Here is a 19,525-nt window from a genome sequence, read left to right as displayed (position 1 = left end):
TAACAGCGCGTGCCCTGGACGGCGCTCTCGCGGATGGCCAGGCAGCCGCATGGGCTTCTCGCCGCACATCCGCATGACAGGACCCGACCATGACCTTGTACGACGTTGATTCCGCGCTGACGCTGATGCTCAACAGCGCGGCTGGCAAGCATCCCCTGCTCGATCAACTGATGCTCATGGCGTCGACCGTCGGCGTACCGCTGATGGTCCTGGCGGTCGCCTTGCAGTGGTGGCGCCGCGACGACCGACGCAACATTCGCCATACCTCCCTGGCGACGGGTTTCGCCTTCCTGCTCGCCTTGGCGATCAATCAGCTCATCCTGCTGTTCTTCCAGCGGGTGCGCCCTTACGACGCCGGGATCACGCACCTGCTGATAGCCCCCAGCAGCGACCCGTCCTTCCCGTCCGATCACGCCACGGCGGCCATCGCCATTGTCGCCTCCCTGCTGATCCAGGGACGACGCAAGCTCGGTGCGGTGCTTCTGGCGGTAGCGCTGCTGGTCTCGATATCCCGTGTCTACCTGGGCACGCACTATGTCAGCGACCTCATCGGCGGCGCCCTGAGCGGCATCGTCGCGGCAGTGCTGGTGCGCGGCCTATATCGCCGGGACACCCGGCTGGATCAATTTCTCACCAGCCTGCTGTAGGGCCTGAACAAGGCCCCCGCAGGGTCATTGGCACGCCCGCATCCAGGGCACTTCCAGCCTCACGACGAAAGCCGCCGACAGACTTGATGGCTCGGCGGACCTCGTGCACGACGGCATTCAACCCGCATCGCCCAGCCCGCCCCCACTCCCGCCGGCCACCCTCGCCTCCTCGCCTCCTCGCCTCCTGCAGCGGAATAGCCCTCCTGCCGCTACGGCAGCGGCTCATCACCCCACGGCATCGACAGCCCACTCCCACTGCCCGGCATACGGATCACCCGCCCCGCGGAACGCATCCATCGTAATGTAGTGAACACTACAAAAATAACGTATTGCCAAATTATGAAGTGCATTATACAAATAAAGCACACCAAGGGACGCCGCCATGCTCACACTGAAAGACCGCCTGAACTCCCCTGAGATCGACCTCACCAAGGCCGAGCGCAAGGTCCTGCGTGCCCTGCTCGACGACTACCCGCGCCTGGGCCTGGGGCCGATGTCGCGGTTGGCCCGCCAGGCCGGCGTGAGCGACCCGACCATCCTGCGCCTGGTGAAGAAACTCGGGTTCGCCGGCTACAGCGATTTCCAGAATGCGCTGATGGCGGAAGTGGATGACCGCCTGCGCTCGCCGCGCACCTTGCTCGCCGGACGCCGGGAGGGCATGAACAACAACGACGCCTGGTCGAACTTCCTCAGCGACGCCAGCGAGGGCATCCAGCGCACCCTGGCGCTGACCCAGGCCGACGACATCCGCCTGCTGGGCGACTGGCTGCTCGACACGCGCAGTCGCGTGTTCTGCCATGGCGGTCGCTTCAGCCGCTTCCTCGCCGGCTACCTGGTGGCGCACCTGCGCATGCTGCGCGCGGGCTGCCTGCTGCTGGACGACGGCGCCGCGCTGCCCGATCAGCTCAACGATATCGACCGTCAGGGGCTGGTGCTGGTGTTCGACTACCGCCGCTACCAGGCGCAGGCACTGGGCGTGACCAAGGCCGCCAAGGCCCGTGGCGCACGCATGGTGCTATTCACCGATGTGTACGACTCACCGCTGCGCGAATTCGCCGACCTGATCGTCAGCGCACCGGTGGAATCCCCTTCGCCCTTCGACACCCTGGTGCCCGCCATGGCCCAGGTCGAAGCGCTGATTGCCAGCCTGGTGGCGCGCATGGACGGCCACCTCGATGAACGCCTTGAAGGCATCGATCACCTGCGTGCTGCCTTCGGCAGCCACATCCTGGAGGAATAACCGTGTTCAGCCTGCCCCACCAATCGCCCCGCGACCTGCCGTTCACACCGAGTCAGACCGCCATTCTGTTCGTCGACATGCAGAATGCCTGGGTCGTGCCCGGCCGCGACGCCCACGTCGATCCGTCCGAGCACCGCTACTTCTACGATCGCGTCGAGGCGACCGTGGTGCCGAACCAGCAGCGCCTGCTGGCCGCGATGCGCAGCGTGGGCGGGGAAGTCCTGCACACCATCATCGAAAGCCTCACCGCCGACGGCCGTGACCGCTCGCTGGACCACAAGCTGTCGGACATGCATCTGCCCAAGGGCAGCCCCGACGCCCAGGTGATCGATGCCCTGGCGCCGGCCGAGAACGAAATCGTTCTGCCGAAAACGTCCTCGGGCGTCTTCAACTCCACCGCCATCGACTACGTCCTGCGCAACCTGAACACCCGCCACCTGATCGTCTGCGGCGTGGTCACCGACCAGTGCGTCGACATGGCGGTGCGCGATGCCGCCGACCGCGGCTATCTGGTCACCCTGGTGGAAGACGCCTGCGCCACCCACACCCCCGCGCGTCACCAGGCCTGCCTGGACGCGATCAAGGGCTACTGCTGGATCGCCGACACCGACACCGTGCTCGCACGAATCGCCGCACTGGCCTGAAGCCAGGAGAACGCCATGAGCCAGAACAATAACAATCCCGGCAAACCGATGCGTCTGACCAGTTTCGTCACCACCGACCTCTGCGGCATCACCCGCGGCCGTTCGCTCCCCGAAGCGGACGTCGCCGATCAACTGGCCAGCGGCTGCGGCTGGGTACCGGCCAACAGCGCGCTGACGCCCCAGGACATCATCGCCGACGACAATCCCTGGGGCAGCCACGGCGACCTGCGCCTGCTGCCCGACCCGAGCAGCCGGGTACGCCTGGAAAGCGGTCCGGACCAGCAGGCAGCACCACTGGACTACCTGCATGGCGACCTGGTGCTGACCGATGGCTCGCCCTGGCCGGTGTGCCCGCGCACCCTGCTGCGCAACGAGATCGCGCGCTACCGCCAGCTCGACCTGCAGGTCACCGCCGCCTTCGAACACGAATTCAACCTGCTCGGCCTGCCGGACGAACATGCCGCCGCATTCTCCCTGCAGGCCCAGCGGCAGACCGGCAGCTTCGGCGGCTGGCTGATGAGCGCGCTGGAACAGATCGGCGCGGAGCCGGAAATGTTCCTGCCCGAGTACGGCCGCAACCAGTACGAAGTCACCTGCCGCCCTACCCAGGGTGTCGCGGCGGCGGACCGTGCCGTGAACGTGCGCGAAGTGACCCGCGAGATCGCCCGGCAGTTCGGCTGGCGCAGCAGCTTCACCCCCCTACTCGCGCCCGGCGCGGTGACCAATGGCGTGCACCTGCACCTGAGCCTGCAACGCCTGGACGGCACGCCGGTGTTCTATGACGAGGCCAGCCCCACCAACCTGTCGAAGCTCGCCGAACACTGGGCCGCTGGCGTACTGCGTCATCTGCCCGCGCTCTGCGCCCTGACCGCGCCGACCGCCGTTTCCTACCTGCGCCTGAAGCCGCACCACTGGAGCGCCGCCTATGCCTGCCTGGGCCTGCGCAACCGCGAGGCGGCGCTGCGCATCTGCCCGGTGGTGGACATCGGGGGCAAGCCGAAAGCACGCCAGTTCAACCTCGAATTCCGCCCCATGGATGCCACCGCGAGTCCGCACCTGGCCATGACCGCCGTGCTGATCGCCGGCCGGCTGGGCATCGAGCAGGAACTGCCGCTGTCGGCGGTGACCGACGTGGACCCGCACGGCCTCAGCTCGGCGGACCGCGAAAGACTCGGCATCAAGGCCCTGCCGGGCTCCCTCGACGAAGCCCAGCGACTGCTGATGGAGGACGGCGAACTGTGCAATGAACTGCCGCCGGCCCTACTCGAAACCTACTTCGCCATGAAGCGCCAGGAGCTGGCCCTGACCCGCGACCACAGCGAAGAACAACTGTGTGAATCCTATGCAAAGTTCTACTGAATCCGGCCTCTACCGGCGCCCGCCGTTCGAGATCGTCAATCCCCAGGGCAAGAGCCCGGTGCTGCTGGTCTGCGAGCACGCCAGCCGTTTCATCCCCGAGGAACTGCGGCAACTGGGGCTGGACGACGAGGCGGCGCGGGAACATATCGCCTGGGACATCGGCGCGCTGGACCTGGCGCTGGCGCTGTCGGCGCGCCTCGACGCCACGCTGCTGGTGGCGAACTACTCGCGCCTGCTGATCGACCTGAACCGGCCCCTGGCGGCGCCCGACGCCATTCCCGAGCACAGCGAGATCTACCCGATTCCCGGCAACCAGGGACTGTCGGCCGCAGCCCGGGTGGAGCGTGTATCGAGCATCTTCGAGCCCTTCCACCGGCAGCTCACCGAGTTGCTCGACGAGCGCCTTGCGTCACAACGCACACCCCGAATCGTCGGGGTGCACAGCTTCACACCCAGCTACCGGGGCGAGCCTCGCCCGTGGGTCGCCGGCGTGCTCTTCGGCAAGGCCGGAACCTATGCGAACCGCATCATCGGCGGGCTGCGCCAGGGCGGTGAGGAAATCGGCTCGAACCAACCCTATGTCATCGACCCACTGGAGGACATGACCGTCCCTGTACACGGCGACGAACGCGGCGTGGACGCCGTGCTGATCGAAATCCGCAATGACGGACTGCGGACCCCGCAAGGGGTGGAGACCTGGGCGGAACGCCTGGCTCCCTGGCTCTGAGGACCCCACCCGGCCGGCCATCCAGCGACGAGCAGGTTCGAGGGCCGGGCAGGTTCTGACAACAAGAACAATTCAGCGCATGAGCGCCGAACCCTTAAAGCTGCCGTTCCTAGAGGTATTGCCCTGTGGCTATCGAACAGTTCGGATACAAACAACAGCTTCGCCGTAGTCTCACCCTGAGCGACCTGGTGATCTACGGCATGATCTTCATGATCCCCATCGCCCCCTTCGGGGTTTACGGCTGGGTCCACGCCGACGCCCATGGCATGGTGCCCATGGCCTACCTGGTAGGCATGGTTGCGATGCTCTTCACCGCGCTCAGCTACGGCGCCATGGCCCGCGCCTTCCCCATCGCCGGTTCCGTGTACTCCTACGCCCAGCGCGGCATCCATCCCAACGTCGGCTTCATCGCCGGCTGGGTGCTGCTGCTCGATTACCTGCTGATCCCGCCGCTGCTCTACGTGTTCAGCGCCCTGGCGCTGAACCACCTGTTCCCGGCGATTCCCAAGCTGGCGTTCATGCTGATCTTCCTGGTGTCCGCCACCCTCATCAACCTGCGCGGAATCACCCTGGCGGCACGCTTCAACCTGCTGTTCCTGATCGCCGAACTGGTGGTGCTGGCGATCTTCCTCATCGTCGGCTATCAGGCGCTGCAAGGCGGGCTGGGCAACGGTCGCCTGACCATGGAGCCGCTGCTGCAGCCGGAACATTTCAACCTCGGGCTGGTGATGAAGGCGGTGTCCATCGCGGTGCTGTCGTTCCTCGGCTTCGACGCCATCTCGACGCTGGCCGAGGAGGTCAAGGGCGACCCGGCGAAGCAGATCGGTCGCGCCTCGCTGATCGCGCTGTTCGTCATGGGCGGCATCTTCATCGTACAGACCTGGCTGGCCACCGACCTGGCCGCCGGCATGACGTTCAAGTCGGCGGACACCGCCTTCTACGAAATCGCCGAAGCCGCAGGCGGCAGCTGGCTGTCCACCCTGACCGCCGTGTCCACTGCGCTGGCCTGGGGCGTGACCGTGTCGATCACCTCGCAGGCCGCAGTCTCCCGCCTGCTCTACTCCATGGCCCGCGACGGCAAGCTGCCGCGCGTGCTGGCCAAGGTGCACCCGAAATACCAGACCCCGCACATCAGCCTCTACCTGGTCGGCGTGCTGTCCCTGGGCATCGGCATCTACTTCCTCGACTCCCCGGAAGTACTGACTTCGCTGGTCAACTTCGGCGCGCTGACCGGCTTCTGCCTGCTGCATATCGCGGTGATCAACCACTACTTCATCCGCCAGAAGACCGGGCAGGTGTTCAAGCACCTGGTCTTCCCGCTGATCGGCCTGGTGATCATCGCCTATGTGCTGGTCAGCATGAGCGTCGAAGCCCAAACCCTGGGGATCGGCTGGATCGCACTTGGCCTGGTCTACCTCGTCGTGCTCAACCGGCGCGGCAATGGTGCCGAGCTGGCACGGGAGATCTGATCGAGCCGGCATCTGCGCCGCCATGAAGTTGATGGCGGTCTTTGACAGACGACAGAGCGTTACCCCATAAAGGCAAGGGCTGCCGGACGCCGCTGGATAGAGCGCGTCCGGCGGCCCTTTCCGCTTAACCAGAACGCAGAAACCATGAGCACCAAAGACCAGGACACCGCATCCTCATTCACGCTGGATCGCATCGACGAAGAGATCATCAGGATCCTCCGCCACCAGGGCCGCATCACCTACGGCAAGCTCTCGTCCCTGGTGCATCTCACGCCGCGCCCCTGCCAGGAGCGCGTACGCAAGCTGGAGAAACACGGGATCATCCGCGGCTACGGCGCCGTCATCGACGAGCAGAAGATTGCCTCGGGCCTGTCGCTGCTGGTGCTGGTCGCGCTGTCGAACCAGAGCGGACGTACCGCGCAGAAGGCCTTCGAAGCCTGCGTCATCGCCTGCCCGGAAGTGCTGCACTGCCAGCTGATCAGCGGCACCTTCGACTACAGCGTGCGCATGCGCTGCCGGGACATGGAGCACTACCGCGCACTCACCGAAACCTGGCTGAACGACGAAAGCCTGCACATCGACAAGCTCGTCGCCCACCCCGAACTGACCACCATCAAAGAGTCTGCCCGCTAACGCCGCAGGCCTTCGGCGCTCCTGATTCCCGACCGAAAAAGCACCTGCCCGCCGAGCGAATCGTGCACAGCAGAATCGGCTGTGCGAAGCGATGAATACAGCCGGATCGGTCGGCGCGCCACGCCATTACAGCCGGGATTTCCCCAGGCCGGGTGGGAGAATGGCGCCATCCCACGACGCACAATCGCCCTCTCCGGCCGACTGCGAACACGCTGCTGAAAGGGCCTGCGAGCATTGCCGTTGGGGATACCAAAGCTGTCATTCCAATACCAATCAAAATAGCTGGAGGTCCCGCCATGACTCGCTTCGTCGATGTCCCCACGATGTCTCAACTGGTGCAAGAAATCGGTGTCGCGCGCTTTATCGGCGAGCTGGCCGACACCATCCAGCAAGACTTCGTGCGGTGGGAATCCTTCGATAAATCGGCCCGCGTCGCCAATCACTCCGACATCGGCGTCATCGAGCTGATGCCGGTTTCCGACCCGGTGCGCTACGCCTTCAAATACGTCAACGGCCACCCGCAGAACACCCAGCGTGGGCTCTACACCGTCATGGCCTTCGGTGTGCTGGCGGATGTCGAGACCGGCTACCCGGTGCTGCTCTCGGAACTGACCGTGGCGACCGCCCTGCGCACCTGCGCCACTTCGCTGATGGCCGCCCGCGCTCTGGCGCGCCCGAACTCCCGGCGCATGGCGCTGATCGGCAACGGCGCGCAGAGCGAGTTCCAGGCGCTGGCCTTCCATTTCCACCTGGGCATCGAGGAAATCGCCGTCTACGACATCGACCCGCTTGCGACTGAAAAGCTGATCCGCAACCTCTCCGAATTCCCGAACCTGAAGATCATTCGCGCAAGCTCCACCGCCGAAGCGGTGCGTGGCGCCGACATCGTCACCACGGTGACCGCCGACAAGGCCTACGCGACCATCCTGACGCCGGAGATGATCGAGCCCGGCATGCACATCAACGGTGTCGGCGGCGACTGCCCCGGCAAGACCGAGTTGCACGCGGACGTGCTGCGCGCCGGCAAGGTGTTCGTCGAGTACGAGCCGCAGTCGCGGGTCGAGGGTGAGATCCAGCAGATGCCGGCGGACTTCCCGGTGGTGGACCTCTGGCGCGTCCTGGCTGGCCAGGTCGCGGGGCGCGACAGCGCCGAGCAGGTCACCATCTTCGACTCGGTCGGCTTCGCGCTGGAAGATTACTCCGCGTTGCGCTACGTCAACGAGCAGGCCACCCGGCTGAACGTCGGCGAGCGCATCGATCTGGTGCCCTGGGGCGAGGACGACGAAGAAAACGATCCCAAGGACCTGTTCCGCCACACCCGCGCCAACAAGGGCCGCAAGGCACTGCGCCGCATCGCCTGATCCCGCATCATGAAAAAGCCGGCCCCTTTCGGGGGGCCGGCTTTTTTGTCTCACGTCACAGACATTGTCGAACGACTGCCGGCTCAGAGCACCCGCGCCGGATGCTGCAGGCGCGGGCCACCGAGCTGCTCGCGCCAGGACGGCGGCTGGCGGTCGTCGCTGTCCTTGATGCCATAGCGCAGCGCCAGTTCCGCACTGACCAGAGTCTGCCCGGAAAGCTCCGAGAGCTTCGGATCGTCCAGCAGTGCGCGGATGATCCGGCCGTTGAATTGCGGCGTCTCGGCCATCGCCAGGAAGGCCTCGTACTGCTCGGACTTGGCTTGGCCGGCGATGGCGGTGCGCTCGGTCAGCTGCGGGCCGAGCCACAGGGAGACGGCCGCGACCGCGCTGTTCTCGAAGTCGATGGCCATGTCCGCCGCCAGCTTGTCCACGCCGGCCTTCTGCGCCCCGTAGGCCGGGCCATGCATGTAGCAGCCAGCGCCGAACGAGGAGACGAAGGCCACCAGCGCATTCGGTGCACGCAGCAACAGCGGCGCGGCGTAGTAGCTGGCGATGTAGGACGAGCGCAGGCCGATGTCGAGGATGTCCACCATCTCCAGCGGCTTCTCCCAGAACGGGCCGGGCTCGATCAACTGCTCGTGGATGAAGGTGGCGTTGTTCACCAGCAGGTCCAGGCGGCCCTGCTCGGCCTCGATGCGCTGGAACAGCGCGCGCACCTGCTCGTCGTCAGCGTGATCGCACTGCACGGCGATGCCCTTGCCACCGGCGGCGTCGATGGCCGCGGCGGTTTCATGGATGGAGCCGTGCATCACCTGGCCGCGCAGCGTGGCGGCGCCGGAGCTCAATGAGCGGCCGGTGAGGTAGACGGTCATGCCGGCGGCGCCCAGCGCCTCGGCGATGCCCTTGCCGACGCCACGGCTGGCGCCGGTGACCAGGGCGATACGGGGAGTCTGTTCAGACATTCTTGGAAGCCTCCTGGGTAGCGCGGGCGCGAGTCTGCTCGGCCTGCTGCTGGATGTGCTCGGCGGCGAGGAAACCGAAGGTCATCGCCGGACCTATGGTGGAGCCCGCGCCGGGATAGGTGGTGCCCATCATCGAGGCGGCGGAGTTGCCGATGGCGTACAGACCCTCGATGGCGCTGCCGTCCTCGCGCAGCACGCGGGCATGCACGTCGGTGAGCAGGCCACCCTTGGTGCCGATGTCGCCGGCATTGATCTGCACCGCATAGAACGGAGCCTTGAGCAGCGGCGCCAGGCACGGGTTGGGCACCACGGTGGGGTCTCCGTAGTAGCGGTCGAAGGCCGACTCGCCCTTGTGGAAGTCCGGGTCCTGGCCCAGTGCCGCGTAGCGGTTGAAACGCTCCAGGGTGCGAGCAAGGCCGGCGCCGTCAACGCCGATGGCGGTGGCCAGTTCGCCGATGCTGTCGGCCTTGTGGTAGTAACCGTGCAGGTGCTTGGGCAGGCGGCTGTCGGGTTGCGCGTAGCCGGGCAGCAAGGCGCCGCAGGGGTATTTGCGGCGGAACTCGGCGTCGAACACCATCCAGCACGGCACGCTGGGCGCCTGCTCGGTGTTGTGGCCGTACATGGCGTAGACGATGTCGGTGTAGGGCGCGGCTTCGTTGACGAAGCGCTGGCCGGCGGCGTCCACCAGCACGCATCCCGGCAGGGTGCGCTCGACGAACAGCGCGCGTTGTTTCTCTTCACCTTCGACATGGGTCGTCGGTGCCCACCAGGCGTGTTCCATCAGCGCGGTGGCCGCGCCCAATGCCTGGCCGGCGCGGATACCGTCGCCGCTGTTGTACGGCGGCGTGGCGCTCCACTGGCTCTGCGACGGCTGCGGATGGTACTGGCTGCGCATCGCCTGGTTGCGCTCGAAGCCACCGGCGGCGATGACCACCCCCTGCCGCGCATGCACCCGCAGCGGGCGTCCCTTGTGCAGCAGTTCGACGCCCACCACCCGGCCGTCTTCTTCCACCAGGCCCTGCAGCGGCGCTTCCAGCCACAGCGGCACCTGCCGATCGAGCAGCGAACGGCGCAGCGCGGCGACCAGGGCGTTGCCCAGGGTCAGGAAGCGGTCGCGCTTGGAACGCAGACGTCCGCCCAGGTCGCGCCAGTAGCGCCAGAGAATCTTCAGGGTCAGACCGACCCAGCCGGGGCCGCGACAGAGCAGCACGCGCGCTTCCTTCATGGTCATGCCCACGCGCCCCATCATCAGGGTGCCCGGCGATGGCTCGCGCATCCGCGCGAATTCCTCGCCCAGTTCGCGGGCGTCGAACGGCAGCGGGTCCATGGAGCGGAAGCCCGGCTTGCCGCCCGGAACCTCGGGGTAATAGTCGGCGTACTCGGGCTGCGCCTCGAAGCGCACCCGGCTGTTGGCCTCGAGGTATTCGACCATGCGCCGGCCGTGTTCAACATAGGCCTCGACGCGGCCATCGGTGACCAGGTCCTGGGTTACGGTACGGATGTAGCGAATCGCTTCCTGCGCCGAATCCTGGCCACCGAGGGCGGCGATCCGATGGTTGCAGGGGATCCAGATGCCACCGCCGGATATCGCCGAGGTGCCGCCGTAACGGTCGCTCTTCTCCACCACCAACACGTCCATGCCGAAGTCTCGGGCGCGCAGTGCGGCGGTCATGCCGCCGGCGCCGCTGCCCACCACCAGTACGTCACATTCGTGGTCCCACTCGCGGCTCCGCTGGCCGCTCGCCCTTGCGTTCATGCGCTGTTTTCTCCGGGAGCTGGCGTGGGTCCGACCCACGCATCCTCGGCGATTTTTCGCGCAGCCCATGAGCCCGAACATCGTCCGATGAGACTAGCCCTAGAGCGTCCGGCGCACCGTCCCGGTGGCTTAGTCCCTTCGGACGATGTTGACGAAACCGGGTGACCACATAGTCAGCCCCGCCACATTCCCGCCAACACAGTTCCGGGTCTGGACGAACGTGCCTGCCCGAGCAGAGGACGAAATGACAAGAATAAGAATCGCCTTCCAGCCGATGCCCCTTGCCGTTGCGATCAGCGCCTCGAGCCTGTTCCTGGCCAGTCAGGCCCAGGCACTGTCGTTCGACGTCAACGACGATCTCAAGATCAACTGGAACACCACCGTCAGCTATGGTCTCGCCTGGCGTACCGAGAACCGCTCCCACGCGCTGTCCAACGGTGGCAGCAACCCGGCGATTGCCAACATCGACGACGGCGACAACGCCTTCTCCCGTGGCAGCCTGATCAACAACCGCGCCAGCTTCCTCACCGAGGCCGACTTCAAGTTCCGTGACGACTTTGGTCTGTTCGCCCGCGCCACCGGCTTCTACGACGACGTCTACCACCACAGCAACGACAACACCACCGGCACCTCCAACTGCCTGGCCGCCGGCCGTTGCGACAAGCCCGACGAATTCGCCGAAGCCACCGTCGACCAGCACGGTGACCGCGTGCGCATGCTCGACACCTACGCCTACGGCACCTGGGACCTTGACGGCCACGCCCTCAACGCCCGTGTCGGCAATCAGGTGGTGAGCTGGGGTGAAAGCCTGTTCAACGGCTTCGGCATCTCCGGCGCCATGAGCCCGGTGGATGCGACCAAAGCCAACGTCCCCGGCGTCGAGGTCAAGGAACTGTTCCTGCCGGTCGGCCAGGCCTTCGTCCAGTACGCCCTCACCGATGCCGTCGGCCTGCAGGCTTACTACCAGTACGAGTGGAGCAAGACCGAGATCGACGGCGTCGGCAGCTTCTTCTCCGTTACCGACCAGATGGACCGCGGCGGCTACAGCGACGCCTTCGGCCTGACCCACCGCATCGGCGACGACAAGCCCAGCGACTCCGGCCAGTTCGGCCTGGCGATGACCTACAGCGCCGAACAACTGAACAACACCGAGTTCGGCCTGTACTACGTACGCTTCCACGACAAGTCCCCGCAGCTGGACTTCCTCAGCCACTGGAACCAGGCCGAGTACCAGGTTCGCTACTTCGACGACATCGACCTGTACGGCGCGAGCTTCTCTACCGTGCTGGGCGACACCAACGTCAGCGGCGAACTGAGCTACCGCGACGGCCAGCCGGTACTGGTGGACACCGGCCTGGTGCCGCACCCGGTGCGCGCCAAGACCATGGAAGCGTTGATGTCGGTCATCCACTCCTTCGGCAACCAGCCCTTCGCCGACAACGTCACCTTCACCGGCGAGGTGGGCTACAACCGCGTGCTGAGCAACGACAAGGCGCCCAGCTTCGACGTCTTCGTGCCGACCGGCGCCGGCGGCTACGCGATGATCGAGACCCCCAACACCGGCAAGCTCTACTACGACACCTCCGCCTGGGGTTACACCGCCAACCTCACCCTTGACTACAACAACGTCTTCAACGGCTGGGACCTCAGCGTTCCGCTGATCTTCAGCCAAGCCGTCAACGGCAGCTCGTCGATGCCCGGCAGCTTCGGCCTTGGCCAAGGCGACGACCGCCTGGGCATCGGCACCACCTGGCGTTACCTGAACAACTTCGCCATCGAGGCCCGCTACAACATGTTCCTCGGCAGCCCGAGCGAGACCGCCCTGTCGGACCGCGACAACGTCTCGCTAACCGCGAAATACAGCTTCTGATCCTGAAATCGAGGAGAACAAGAAAATGACGTGCAAAACCCGCCTGCTGCCCCTGTTCATTTCCATCGGCCTGGCCGCCGCCAGCCTTCACGCCCAAGCCCAGCTCAGCCCTGAAGAAATTGCCCGCTTGGGCAAGGACCTGACCCCGATGGGCGCCGAGAAAGCCGGCAACGCCGACGGCAGCATCCCTGCCTGGACCGGCAAGTGGCGCGGCACTCCGCCCCAGGTGAAGTTCGAAGGCACCGGGCACAAGCGCCCCGATCCGTACCCGGACGAGAAGCCGCTGTTCACCATCACTGCGCAGAACATGGACCAATACGCCAACAAGCTGTCCGACGGCCAGAAGGCCCTGTTCAAGCGCTACCCGCAGACCTACAAGCTGGTCGTCTACCCGAGCCACCGCGACTTCCGCTACTCGGAGTCCGTGGAAAACAACATCAAGTACAACGCCGCCAACGCCCAACTGGTCAGTGATGGCTACGGTGTCGCCAACGCCTACGGCGCCTCGCCCTTCCCGATTCCGAAGAACGGCTACGAGCTGATCTGGAACCACAACCTGCCCAGCCGCGCCTGGAAGGAAGAAGCGACCTACCAGATGGCCCTGACCCTCTCCAACCAGAGCCGCGTGTTCGAGAAGGTCCACTACCAGATCTTCTCGCCCTGGGATAACCCCACCGGCGACGCCAAGGCCTACGACGGCATCCAGGCCTACGCGATGATCAGCACCCTGGAACCGGTGCGCAAGAAAGGCGAGATCATCCTCACCAACGAGTTCAGCAACCCGGTGGCCCAGCCTCGCCAGAGCTGGCAGTACATCCCCGGCACCCGCCGCGTGCGCCGCGCACCCACCGTCGGCTACGACACGCCGTACGGCGCCGGTGGCTTCCGCGTGATGGACGAGGACCGCCTGTTCAACGGCGCCCCGGACCGCTACGAGTGGAAAATGGTCGGCAAGCAGGAGATGTACATCCCGTACAACAACTACAAGCTCGACGATCCGGACCAGGACCTGAACACCCTGCTCACCGAGAACGGCCACCTCAACCCTGACGCCGTGCGCTACGAGCTGCACCGTGTCTGGGTACTGGAAGGCACCCTGCGTCCGGGCAGCCGGCACATCTACGCCAAGCGCCGCCTGTACCTCGACGAGGACAGCTGGACCGCCGCCCTCGCCGACAACTACGACGCCAAGGGCCAGCTGTGGCGCACCAACGTGCAGACCTCGGTGTACGCCTACGAGATCCAGGCATTCCACGCCCGCGTTGCGGTGTACCACGACCTGATCGCCGGCTCCTACCTGGTCGATCGCCTGGTCAATGGCATGGGCGGCACCGCCCACCTGAACGACGCTCGCTTCGACGCCAGCTACTTCACCGCCAGCAACCTGCGCAAGCTCGGCCAGTAAGGCCACAGAACCGGCCGCCCTCGCGAGGGCGACCGGTTTTTTTTCGCCTGCGAATTCCCCTTTTGGCGCGGCTTTTTCGCGCCTGTAACGATGACGCTCCCGTGCATGAACCGCTCGGGTTCATCGCACCTGCGTCGTGACCACCCTCCCTCGATAAGGATCATCCCTCGTGGCCAAGCGACTGCTCATCCCTGCTGCTCTGCTCTGCCTGCCGCACACCTCCGCACTCGCCCTCGACCTCTCGCTGAATACCCCGCGCCTCACCGGTGCGGACAACTTCCGCGACGTCGCCGGCACCAGCCAGGCCGATGTCACCGCCAAGGGCGGCGTCATGCGTTCCGGCGTGTTCTATCGCTCCAACGCCCTGACCCTCAAAGGCAACGACAAGGCCATCCTCGAAGGACTGGGGATCGGCGAAGTCTTCGACCTGCGTACCCCCGGCGAAATCGCCCAGGCACCGGACACCCTCCCCGCCGGCGCCCGCTACCAGAACATCAACATCATCGGCGGCGAGCAGGTGAACCCGCCGCTCACCAGCCCCGCAGCCGCGCGCGAATGGATGCGCGACCTGAACCGCGACTTCGTCACCGACGCCGGCCAGCGTGCGCGCTACCACGACCTGTTCATGGAGCTGGCCAGCGCCGAGGACCCGGTGATCTTCCACTGCACCTCCGGCAAGGACCGCACCGGCTGGACCGCCGCCATGCTGCAGTCCATCGCCGGCGTCGACTCGGCGACCATCATGCAGGACTACCTGGCCACCAACCGCTACAGCGCCGGCAGCATCAGCGCCACCCTGGCCAAGCTGAGCGCCCGCGCACCGGCACTGGCCTCGGTCTACGCGCCGCTGCTGGGTGTTGAAGAAAGCTACCTGCAGGCCGGCCTCGACCAGATCACCGCCCGCTACGGCTCGGTCGACAACTACCTCAAGGAAGGCCTGGGCCTGGACCAGGAAACGATCTACGTGCTGCGCGGCAAGATGGTCCGCTACGGCACCCTGCCCGGCCAGGCGGGGCTCGCCGGCAATGCCGCGGCCGGTGCCGGCCTGCTCGCCGCCCTGCAGGACAGCGACCTGTCCGGCCGCTACAGCGCCTACAACTACTACCTGCAATCGGCCATCGACGCCGGCAGCCTCGGTGGCCTGGAACAGCGCGTCGGCGGGCAGATCCACGCCGACTCGGCCAGCTACCTGCTGCGCCAGACCCAGCAGATCGACAGCGCCATCGCGCCCTATGCCAGCGGCCGCGACCTGCGCGAAGGCGAGAACCAACTGTGGATGAACGCGCTGGCCAGCTACGTCGGCACCGATGGTTCGTCCCATGCCTCCAGCAGCAACGAGCACAGCCAGGGCGTACTGGTCGGCCTGACCCATCGCTTCGACAGCCAGACCAGCGCCCGCGCAGGCTTCGGCTACGACAACGGCTCGGTGGCCAGCTCCGGCGCCGATGCCGACGCCGACCTCACCTTCATCACCCTGGGCGGCCGCTACGCCTTCGACAGCCTGGAACAGGGCGCCTACGCCGACCTGCGCCTGGACGCCGGCTATGTCGACTACGACAGCCGCCGCGACCTCGGCAACGACCTGGGCCGCGCCAAGGGCGATACCCAGGGCAGCCTGTTCAGCGCCCTGGCCAACCTCGGCTACCGCACCCACAGCGGTGACCTGACGCTGGAGCCGACCTTCGGCGTACGCGTCAGCCAGGTTCGCCTCGACAGCTTCAACGAAAAAGGCAGCGAGCTGGCCCTGGACGTCGACACCGTCGACAAGACCGTCACCAGCCTGGTCGGCGGCCTGAACCTGGGCTTCGGCCAGTCCCGCGTCGGCGACTGGAGCCTGGAGCCGGGGCTGAACCTGGGTTACGAGCACGCATTGGGCAACCCCGAGGTGAAGAGCCACGGCTCGGTCCAGGGCTTCGCCGTGGAGCAGGTCTCGGCCTTCAACGACCGCGACCTGTTCAAGGTCGGCGCCGGCCTCACAGCCCGTGCCGGCGCGGTCAGCGTCAACGCCGATGTGCAGGGCCTGCAAGGCTCCGACAGCCACGGCCTGAGCGGCAGCGTCAGCCTGGGCTTCGCCTTCTAAGCGCGGCAACCCTCGGGGGCCGGCCCGGCCCCGAGTGGAAGGCAAAAGAAAACGGCCTGCACCGGAAAGTGCAGGCCGTTTTTCTTTGGGCTTCTGCTACGACCTAGCGAACCGCCGCAAAGCTCTCCGGCCGGTTCAGCACACAGCGAATACCCCCGGGCAGCCCCATGCTCGCCACGCACTGGTTGCAGTGGTTGCAGCCGTTCTCGTAGCGCTCGGCCTGCTGCTGGATGTTGCGCACCAGGTCCGGGTCGCGCAGCAGGGCGCGGCCCATGGCGACGAAGTCGAAGCCTTCGCTCATGGCGCGCTGCAGGCTGTCGCGGCTGCTCACGCCGCCCAGGTACACCAGCGGCATGTCGGTGGCCTGGCGCACCTGGCGGGCCTGGTCGAGGAAGTACATTTCCGAATAGGGCGAGTCGGGAAACAGGCGGCCGCCGAACCACTTCATCGCGGTACGCTGCAGCGGGTTGGGCTCCAGCGGGATCATCTGCTGCAGTGGGCTTTCGCCACGGAACAGGTACATCGGCGAACGGCTGGTGAAGCCGCCGCTCATGACCAGGGCGTTCAGGCCATGCTCGGCCAGGCGTTGCGCGGCGCGGCAGGATTCGTCGATCTCCAGGCCGCCGGCGAAGCCGTCGCTGAGATTGAGCTTGGCCAGGATCGGGAAGTCGTCGCCCACCGCCGCGCGCACCGCCGCCAGCACTTCCAGCGGCAGGCGCAGGCGGTTGTCCAGGCTGCCGCCGTAGGCGTCACTGCGCTTGTTGGTGGCCGGGGAGATGAACTGGCTGAGCAGGTAGCCGTGGCCCATGTGGATTTCGATGGCATCGAAGCCGGCGCGTTTCACGAAGGCCGCGGCGTCGTGGTACTCCTTCAGGGTCTTGCGGATGTCCGCATCGCCCATGGCGCCGGCGAAGGGCACGCCGGAGAACAGCCCGTACTGGTTGATGCAGGCGCTGGGGCCACGCGGGCGCGGGATGTTCTGCGGGCGGTTGCGGCTGAAGAAGCCGCAGTGCGCCAGCTGCGCCGACACCGCGCCGCCCTCGCGGTGCACCGCGCCGGCCAGCTCGCTGAGCTTGGCGAAGACGCCTTCGTGCATCCACATCTGGTCGGAGAAGGTCAGGCCGTCGGGCGACACCCCGCAGTAGGCCACGGTGCTCAGGCCGACGCCGCCACGCGCCATGCGTGCGTGGTGTGCGACGAGGTCGTCGCTGGGCACGCCGCCCTGGCACATGCCCTCGAAGGTGGCGGTCTTGATCACGCGGTTGCGCAGGGCCAGGCCGGCCAGGTGGGTGGGAGCGAAAACCTTGTCCAGCGCGTCTTGCGGGGTCATCTCAAGCCTCCTGGGCCGGGGTGAAGGGGACGAACTCGACGACTTCCAGGTCGAAGCCGGACACCGCCTTGTAGGGAGCCGGGAAACTCATCAGGCGCATCTGGTGTACGCCCAGGTCGCGCAGGATCTGCGCGCCAACGCCCAGGGTGCGCTGGGGGAAGGTCGGCACTTGCAGACGCGGCCCGTGGGACAGCTGGTCGAGGATGGCGGCGGCACTTTCCTGCTGCGCCAGCAGCACCAGCACGCCGCTGCCTTCGGCGGCGATATGTTCCAGGGAGCGGTCCAGGCTCCATTGCTGCGGCCCGCGCGGTGGCTCGCCGGCCAGCAGGTCGCGGAATGTTTCCACCGCCTGTACGCGTACCAGCACCGGCCGTGCCGGGTTCACCTCGCCACGCACCAGGGCCAGGTGCACGACGTCCTTGAAGGCATCGTGGTAGGCGCACACGCGGAACGGGCCGTGGCGGGTGTCGATGCGGTATTCGCCGCTGCGGGCGATGGTGCCTTCGTGGAGGATGCGGTGGTGGATCAGTTCGGCGATGCCGCCCATGCGCAGGTCATGGCGTTGGGCAAAGGCGCGCAGGGTTTCGCCACGGGCGTTCTCGCCCTCCTCGTCGAGGATGCCAGCGAGCAGCGCCGCCGGCTGCAATCCGGCCAGCCGGGTCAGGTCGCAGGCCGCCTCGGCGTGGCCGGCGCGGCTCATCACCCCGCCGGGCAGCGCACGCAGCGGGAAGACGTGACCGGGGCTGACCAGATCGGCCGGGCCGCTGGCCGGGTCCACCGCGACCTGCACGGTGCGCGCACGGTCGGCGGCGGAGATGCCGGTGGTGATGCCTTTGGTGGCCTCGATGGAGACCATGAAGCCCTTGCCTTCGCCACGCGGGTTGTCGGTCATCGGCTTGAGGCCGAGTTCGTGGCAGCGCGTGTCGGTCAGCGCCAGGCAGATCAGCCCGCGCGCCTCGCGGGCGAAGAAGTTCAGCGCAGCGTCGTCGACGAACTCGGCGGCCTGCAGCAGCATGCCATCGCCTCCGTCATCCTCGCCGTCGACCAGCACCACCGGCTGGCCACGACGCAGGGCTTCGATCAGGTGCAGCGGACTGTCCAGCGTCATGCTCGTCTCCTCAGGCCAGGTTGCCGCGCAGCCAGGCCGCCGCTTCCGCGAGGTAAGCCGCGGCGCGGGGGGCGAAGGGTGCGAAGCTGGCGAAGCCGTGGATCATGCCCTCGGCGCGCACCAGGGCGACTTCGGCGCCAGCGCTGCGGGCGCGCTCGGCGAAGGCTTCACCCTCGTCGCGCAGCGGGTCGTATTCGGCGCTCATCAGCAGGGTCGGCGGCAGGCTGCCGAGATCGGCGGCGTGCAGCGGCGAGGCCAGCACGTCCAGCGGCGCGGGCCACTGGCCCAGGTACTGGCGCCAGAACCAATGCATCATCGAGGCTTCGAGGAAGTGGCCCTTGGCGAATTCGCGGTAGGAGGCGGTGCCGCAGCTCTGGTCGGTCACCGGGTAGAACAGGCACAGCGCGTTCGGGCGCGGCCCGCCGCGCTGGTTGAGCAGGCGCGCAGCGGCGATGGACAGGTTGCCGCCAGCGCTGTCGCCGGCCAGGGCCAGGCGCGAGGCATCGGCGCCCAGTTCGGCGGCGCGCTCGACCAGCTCGCAGGTGGCGCGGTAGCAATCCTCCGCCGGCCCGGGGAAGCGGGTTTCCGGCGCCAGCCGGTAGCCCACCGAGGCGACCGCCGCGCCCGTGGCCAGGGCCAGGCGACGGCAGAGGTCATCGTGGGTATCGATGGTGCCGGCAACGAAGCCGCCACCGTGGAAGAACACCAGCAGCGGCAGGCCGGCCTCGGCGCTCGGGCGGTACAGCCGCGTCGGGAGATCATTGGCCAGGCGCAGGTCGCGCACTTCGGTCAGTGCAACGATTTCACCGGGCAGGCCCTGGTCGGCGAAGCTGCGGTAGGTGGTGGCGTCGAGGGTGTCGAAGTCGAGGGCGAAGGCGCCGGCGAACTGTTCGAGCAGAGCCTGCATATGGGGATCGAGGGCCATGGTCACTCC

The 19,525-nt window shown here is 66.8% G+C and carries 16 protein-coding genes; 11 read left to right on the top strand and 5 right to left on the bottom strand.

The window, feature by feature from the left end; translation table 11 throughout:
* Positions 1-89 precede the first annotated feature (89 nt).
* From GA645_RS11985 to GA645_RS11950, 8 genes are all read left to right on the top strand, one after another.
* Entirely contained in the window at positions 90-647 is a 558-nt protein-coding gene (locus GA645_RS11985; RefSeq protein WP_178119525.1) for a phosphatase PAP2 family protein, read from the top strand.
* Between the two features lie 382 nt (positions 648-1,029).
* Positions 1,030-1,887 carry a MurR/RpiR family transcriptional regulator gene (locus GA645_RS11980; protein ID WP_152222990.1) on the top strand — a complete coding sequence of 286 codons (858 nt, stop codon included), beginning with the start codon at positions 1,030-1,032 and terminating at the stop codon, positions 1,885-1,887.
* 2 nt (positions 1,888-1,889) lie between these two features.
* Entirely contained in the window at positions 1,890-2,531 is a 642-nt protein-coding gene (locus GA645_RS11975) for an isochorismatase family cysteine hydrolase (RefSeq protein WP_152222987.1), read from the top strand.
* A gap of 15 nt (positions 2,532-2,546) precedes the next feature.
* Positions 2,547-3,890: a glutamine synthetase family protein gene (locus tag GA645_RS11970; RefSeq protein WP_152222985.1), complete on the top strand. Its 1,344-nt coding sequence runs from the start codon at positions 2,547-2,549 to the stop codon at positions 3,888-3,890.
* The gene (locus tag GA645_RS11965) at positions 3,874-4,617 is read left to right on the top strand and encodes an N-formylglutamate amidohydrolase (RefSeq protein WP_152222983.1); all 744 of its coding nucleotides are present in this window, start codon (positions 3,874-3,876) and stop codon (positions 4,615-4,617) included. Before GA645_RS11970 ends, GA645_RS11965 begins: the two co-directional genes overlap by 17 nt.
* Before the next feature lie 125 nt (positions 4,618-4,742).
* Positions 4,743-6,086, top strand: coding sequence for an APC family permease (locus GA645_RS11960; protein ID WP_152222981.1), 1,344 nt, complete (start codon positions 4,743-4,745; stop codon positions 6,084-6,086).
* A 144-nt stretch (positions 6,087-6,230) separates the two neighbouring features.
* Positions 6,231-6,719, top strand: coding sequence for an Lrp/AsnC family transcriptional regulator (locus tag GA645_RS11955; protein ID WP_152222979.1), 489 nt, complete (start codon positions 6,231-6,233; stop codon positions 6,717-6,719).
* 296 nt (positions 6,720-7,015) lie between these two features.
* Positions 7,016-8,080 (top strand): ornithine cyclodeaminase, encoded by a 1,065-nt coding sequence (locus GA645_RS11950; RefSeq protein WP_152222977.1) that lies wholly within the window; start codon positions 7,016-7,018, stop codon positions 8,078-8,080.
* An 83-nt stretch (positions 8,081-8,163) separates the two neighbouring features.
* Here GA645_RS11950 and GA645_RS11945 read toward each other — a convergent pair whose 3' ends face one another.
* Both GA645_RS11945 and GA645_RS11940 read right to left on the bottom strand, forming a co-directional pair.
* Positions 8,164-9,042 (bottom strand): SDR family NAD(P)-dependent oxidoreductase, encoded by an 879-nt coding sequence (locus GA645_RS11945; RefSeq protein ID WP_152222975.1) that lies wholly within the window; start codon positions 9,040-9,042, stop codon positions 8,164-8,166.
* Positions 9,035-10,798 (bottom strand): FAD-dependent oxidoreductase, encoded by a 1,764-nt coding sequence (locus tag GA645_RS11940; RefSeq protein ID WP_152222973.1) that lies wholly within the window; start codon positions 10,796-10,798, stop codon positions 9,035-9,037. Before GA645_RS11940 ends, GA645_RS11945 begins: the two co-directional genes overlap by 8 nt.
* A gap of 244 nt (positions 10,799-11,042) precedes the next feature.
* Here GA645_RS11940 and GA645_RS11935 point away from each other — a divergent pair, with 244 nt between their 5' ends.
* From GA645_RS11935 to GA645_RS11925, 3 genes are all read left to right on the top strand, one after another.
* A complete protein-coding gene (locus tag GA645_RS11935; RefSeq protein ID WP_152222972.1) occupies positions 11,043-12,668 on the top strand; it encodes a DUF1302 domain-containing protein in 1,626 nt (541 codons plus the stop codon).
* Positions 12,669-12,693: 25 nt separating this feature from the next.
* Complete coding sequence (locus tag GA645_RS11930) at positions 12,694-14,073, top strand: DUF1329 domain-containing protein (RefSeq protein WP_152222970.1); 1,380 nt, start codon at positions 12,694-12,696, stop codon at positions 14,071-14,073.
* 169 nt (positions 14,074-14,242) lie between these two features.
* Positions 14,243-16,153, top strand: a complete 1,911-nt coding sequence (locus GA645_RS11925) for a tyrosine-protein phosphatase (RefSeq protein WP_152222968.1) — start codon at positions 14,243-14,245, stop codon at positions 16,151-16,153.
* A 103-nt stretch (positions 16,154-16,256) separates the two neighbouring features.
* Here the strand turns inward: GA645_RS11925 and GA645_RS11920 are convergent, their stop codons facing one another.
* Genes GA645_RS11920 through GA645_RS11910 form a run of 3 tightly spaced genes read right to left on the bottom strand, consistent with a single transcriptional unit; the run spans position 16,257 to position 19,516 of the window.
* A complete protein-coding gene (locus tag GA645_RS11920; protein ID WP_152222966.1) occupies positions 16,257-17,483 on the bottom strand; it encodes a tRNA-dihydrouridine synthase in 1,227 nt (408 codons plus the stop codon).
* Position 17,484: 1 nt separating this feature from the next.
* On the bottom strand, positions 17,485-18,591 hold the full coding sequence (locus GA645_RS11915) for a 3,4-dihydroxy-2-butanone-4-phosphate synthase (RefSeq protein WP_152222964.1): 1,107 nt from the start codon (positions 18,589-18,591) through the stop codon (positions 17,485-17,487).
* Between the two features lie 10 nt (positions 18,592-18,601).
* Complete coding sequence (locus tag GA645_RS11910) at positions 18,602-19,516, bottom strand: alpha/beta hydrolase (protein ID WP_152222962.1); 915 nt, start codon at positions 19,514-19,516, stop codon at positions 18,602-18,604.
* Between the last annotated feature and the right edge of the window lie 9 nt (positions 19,517-19,525).

Source organism: Pseudomonas sp. SCB32 (genome assembly GCF_009189165.1).
In the GTDB taxonomy this organism is placed as follows: domain Bacteria; phylum Pseudomonadota; class Gammaproteobacteria; order Pseudomonadales; family Pseudomonadaceae; genus Pseudomonas.
The sequence above is the reverse complement of the archived record's forward strand: the minus strand, read 5'-3'. Positions and strand labels throughout refer to the sequence as shown.

Coding starts and splice junctions, on each gene's coding strand:
- GA645_RS11985 (WP_178119525.1), top strand. CDS start 90: ATGACCTTGTACGACGTTGATTCCGCGCTGACGCTGATGCTCAACAGC.
- GA645_RS11980 (WP_152222990.1), top strand. CDS start 1,030: ATGCTCACACTGAAAGACCGCCTGAACTCCCCTGAGATCGACCTCACC.
- GA645_RS11970 (WP_152222985.1), top strand. CDS start 2,547: ATGAGCCAGAACAATAACAATCCCGGCAAACCGATGCGTCTGACCAGT.
- GA645_RS11965 (WP_152222983.1), top strand. CDS start 3,874: ATGCAAAGTTCTACTGAATCCGGCCTCTACCGGCGCCCGCCGTTCGAG.
- GA645_RS11955 (WP_152222979.1), top strand. CDS start 6,231: ATGAGCACCAAAGACCAGGACACCGCATCCTCATTCACGCTGGATCGC.
- GA645_RS11950 (WP_152222977.1), top strand. CDS start 7,016: ATGACTCGCTTCGTCGATGTCCCCACGATGTCTCAACTGGTGCAAGAA.
- GA645_RS11945 (WP_152222975.1), bottom strand. CDS start 9,042: ATGTCTGAACAGACTCCCCGTATCGCCCTGGTCACCGGCGCCAGCCGT.
- GA645_RS11940 (WP_152222973.1), bottom strand. CDS start 10,798: ATGAACGCAAGGGCGAGCGGCCAGCGGAGCCGCGAGTGGGACCACGAA.
- GA645_RS11935 (WP_152222972.1), top strand. CDS start 11,043: ATGACAAGAATAAGAATCGCCTTCCAGCCGATGCCCCTTGCCGTTGCG.
- GA645_RS11930 (WP_152222970.1), top strand. CDS start 12,694: ATGACGTGCAAAACCCGCCTGCTGCCCCTGTTCATTTCCATCGGCCTG.
- GA645_RS11920 (WP_152222966.1), bottom strand. CDS start 17,483: ATGACCCCGCAAGACGCGCTGGACAAGGTTTTCGCTCCCACCCACCTG.
- GA645_RS11915 (WP_152222964.1), bottom strand. CDS start 18,591: ATGACGCTGGACAGTCCGCTGCACCTGATCGAAGCCCTGCGTCGTGGC.
- GA645_RS11910 (WP_152222962.1), bottom strand. CDS start 19,516: ATGGCCCTCGATCCCCATATGCAGGCTCTGCTCGAACAGTTCGCCGGC.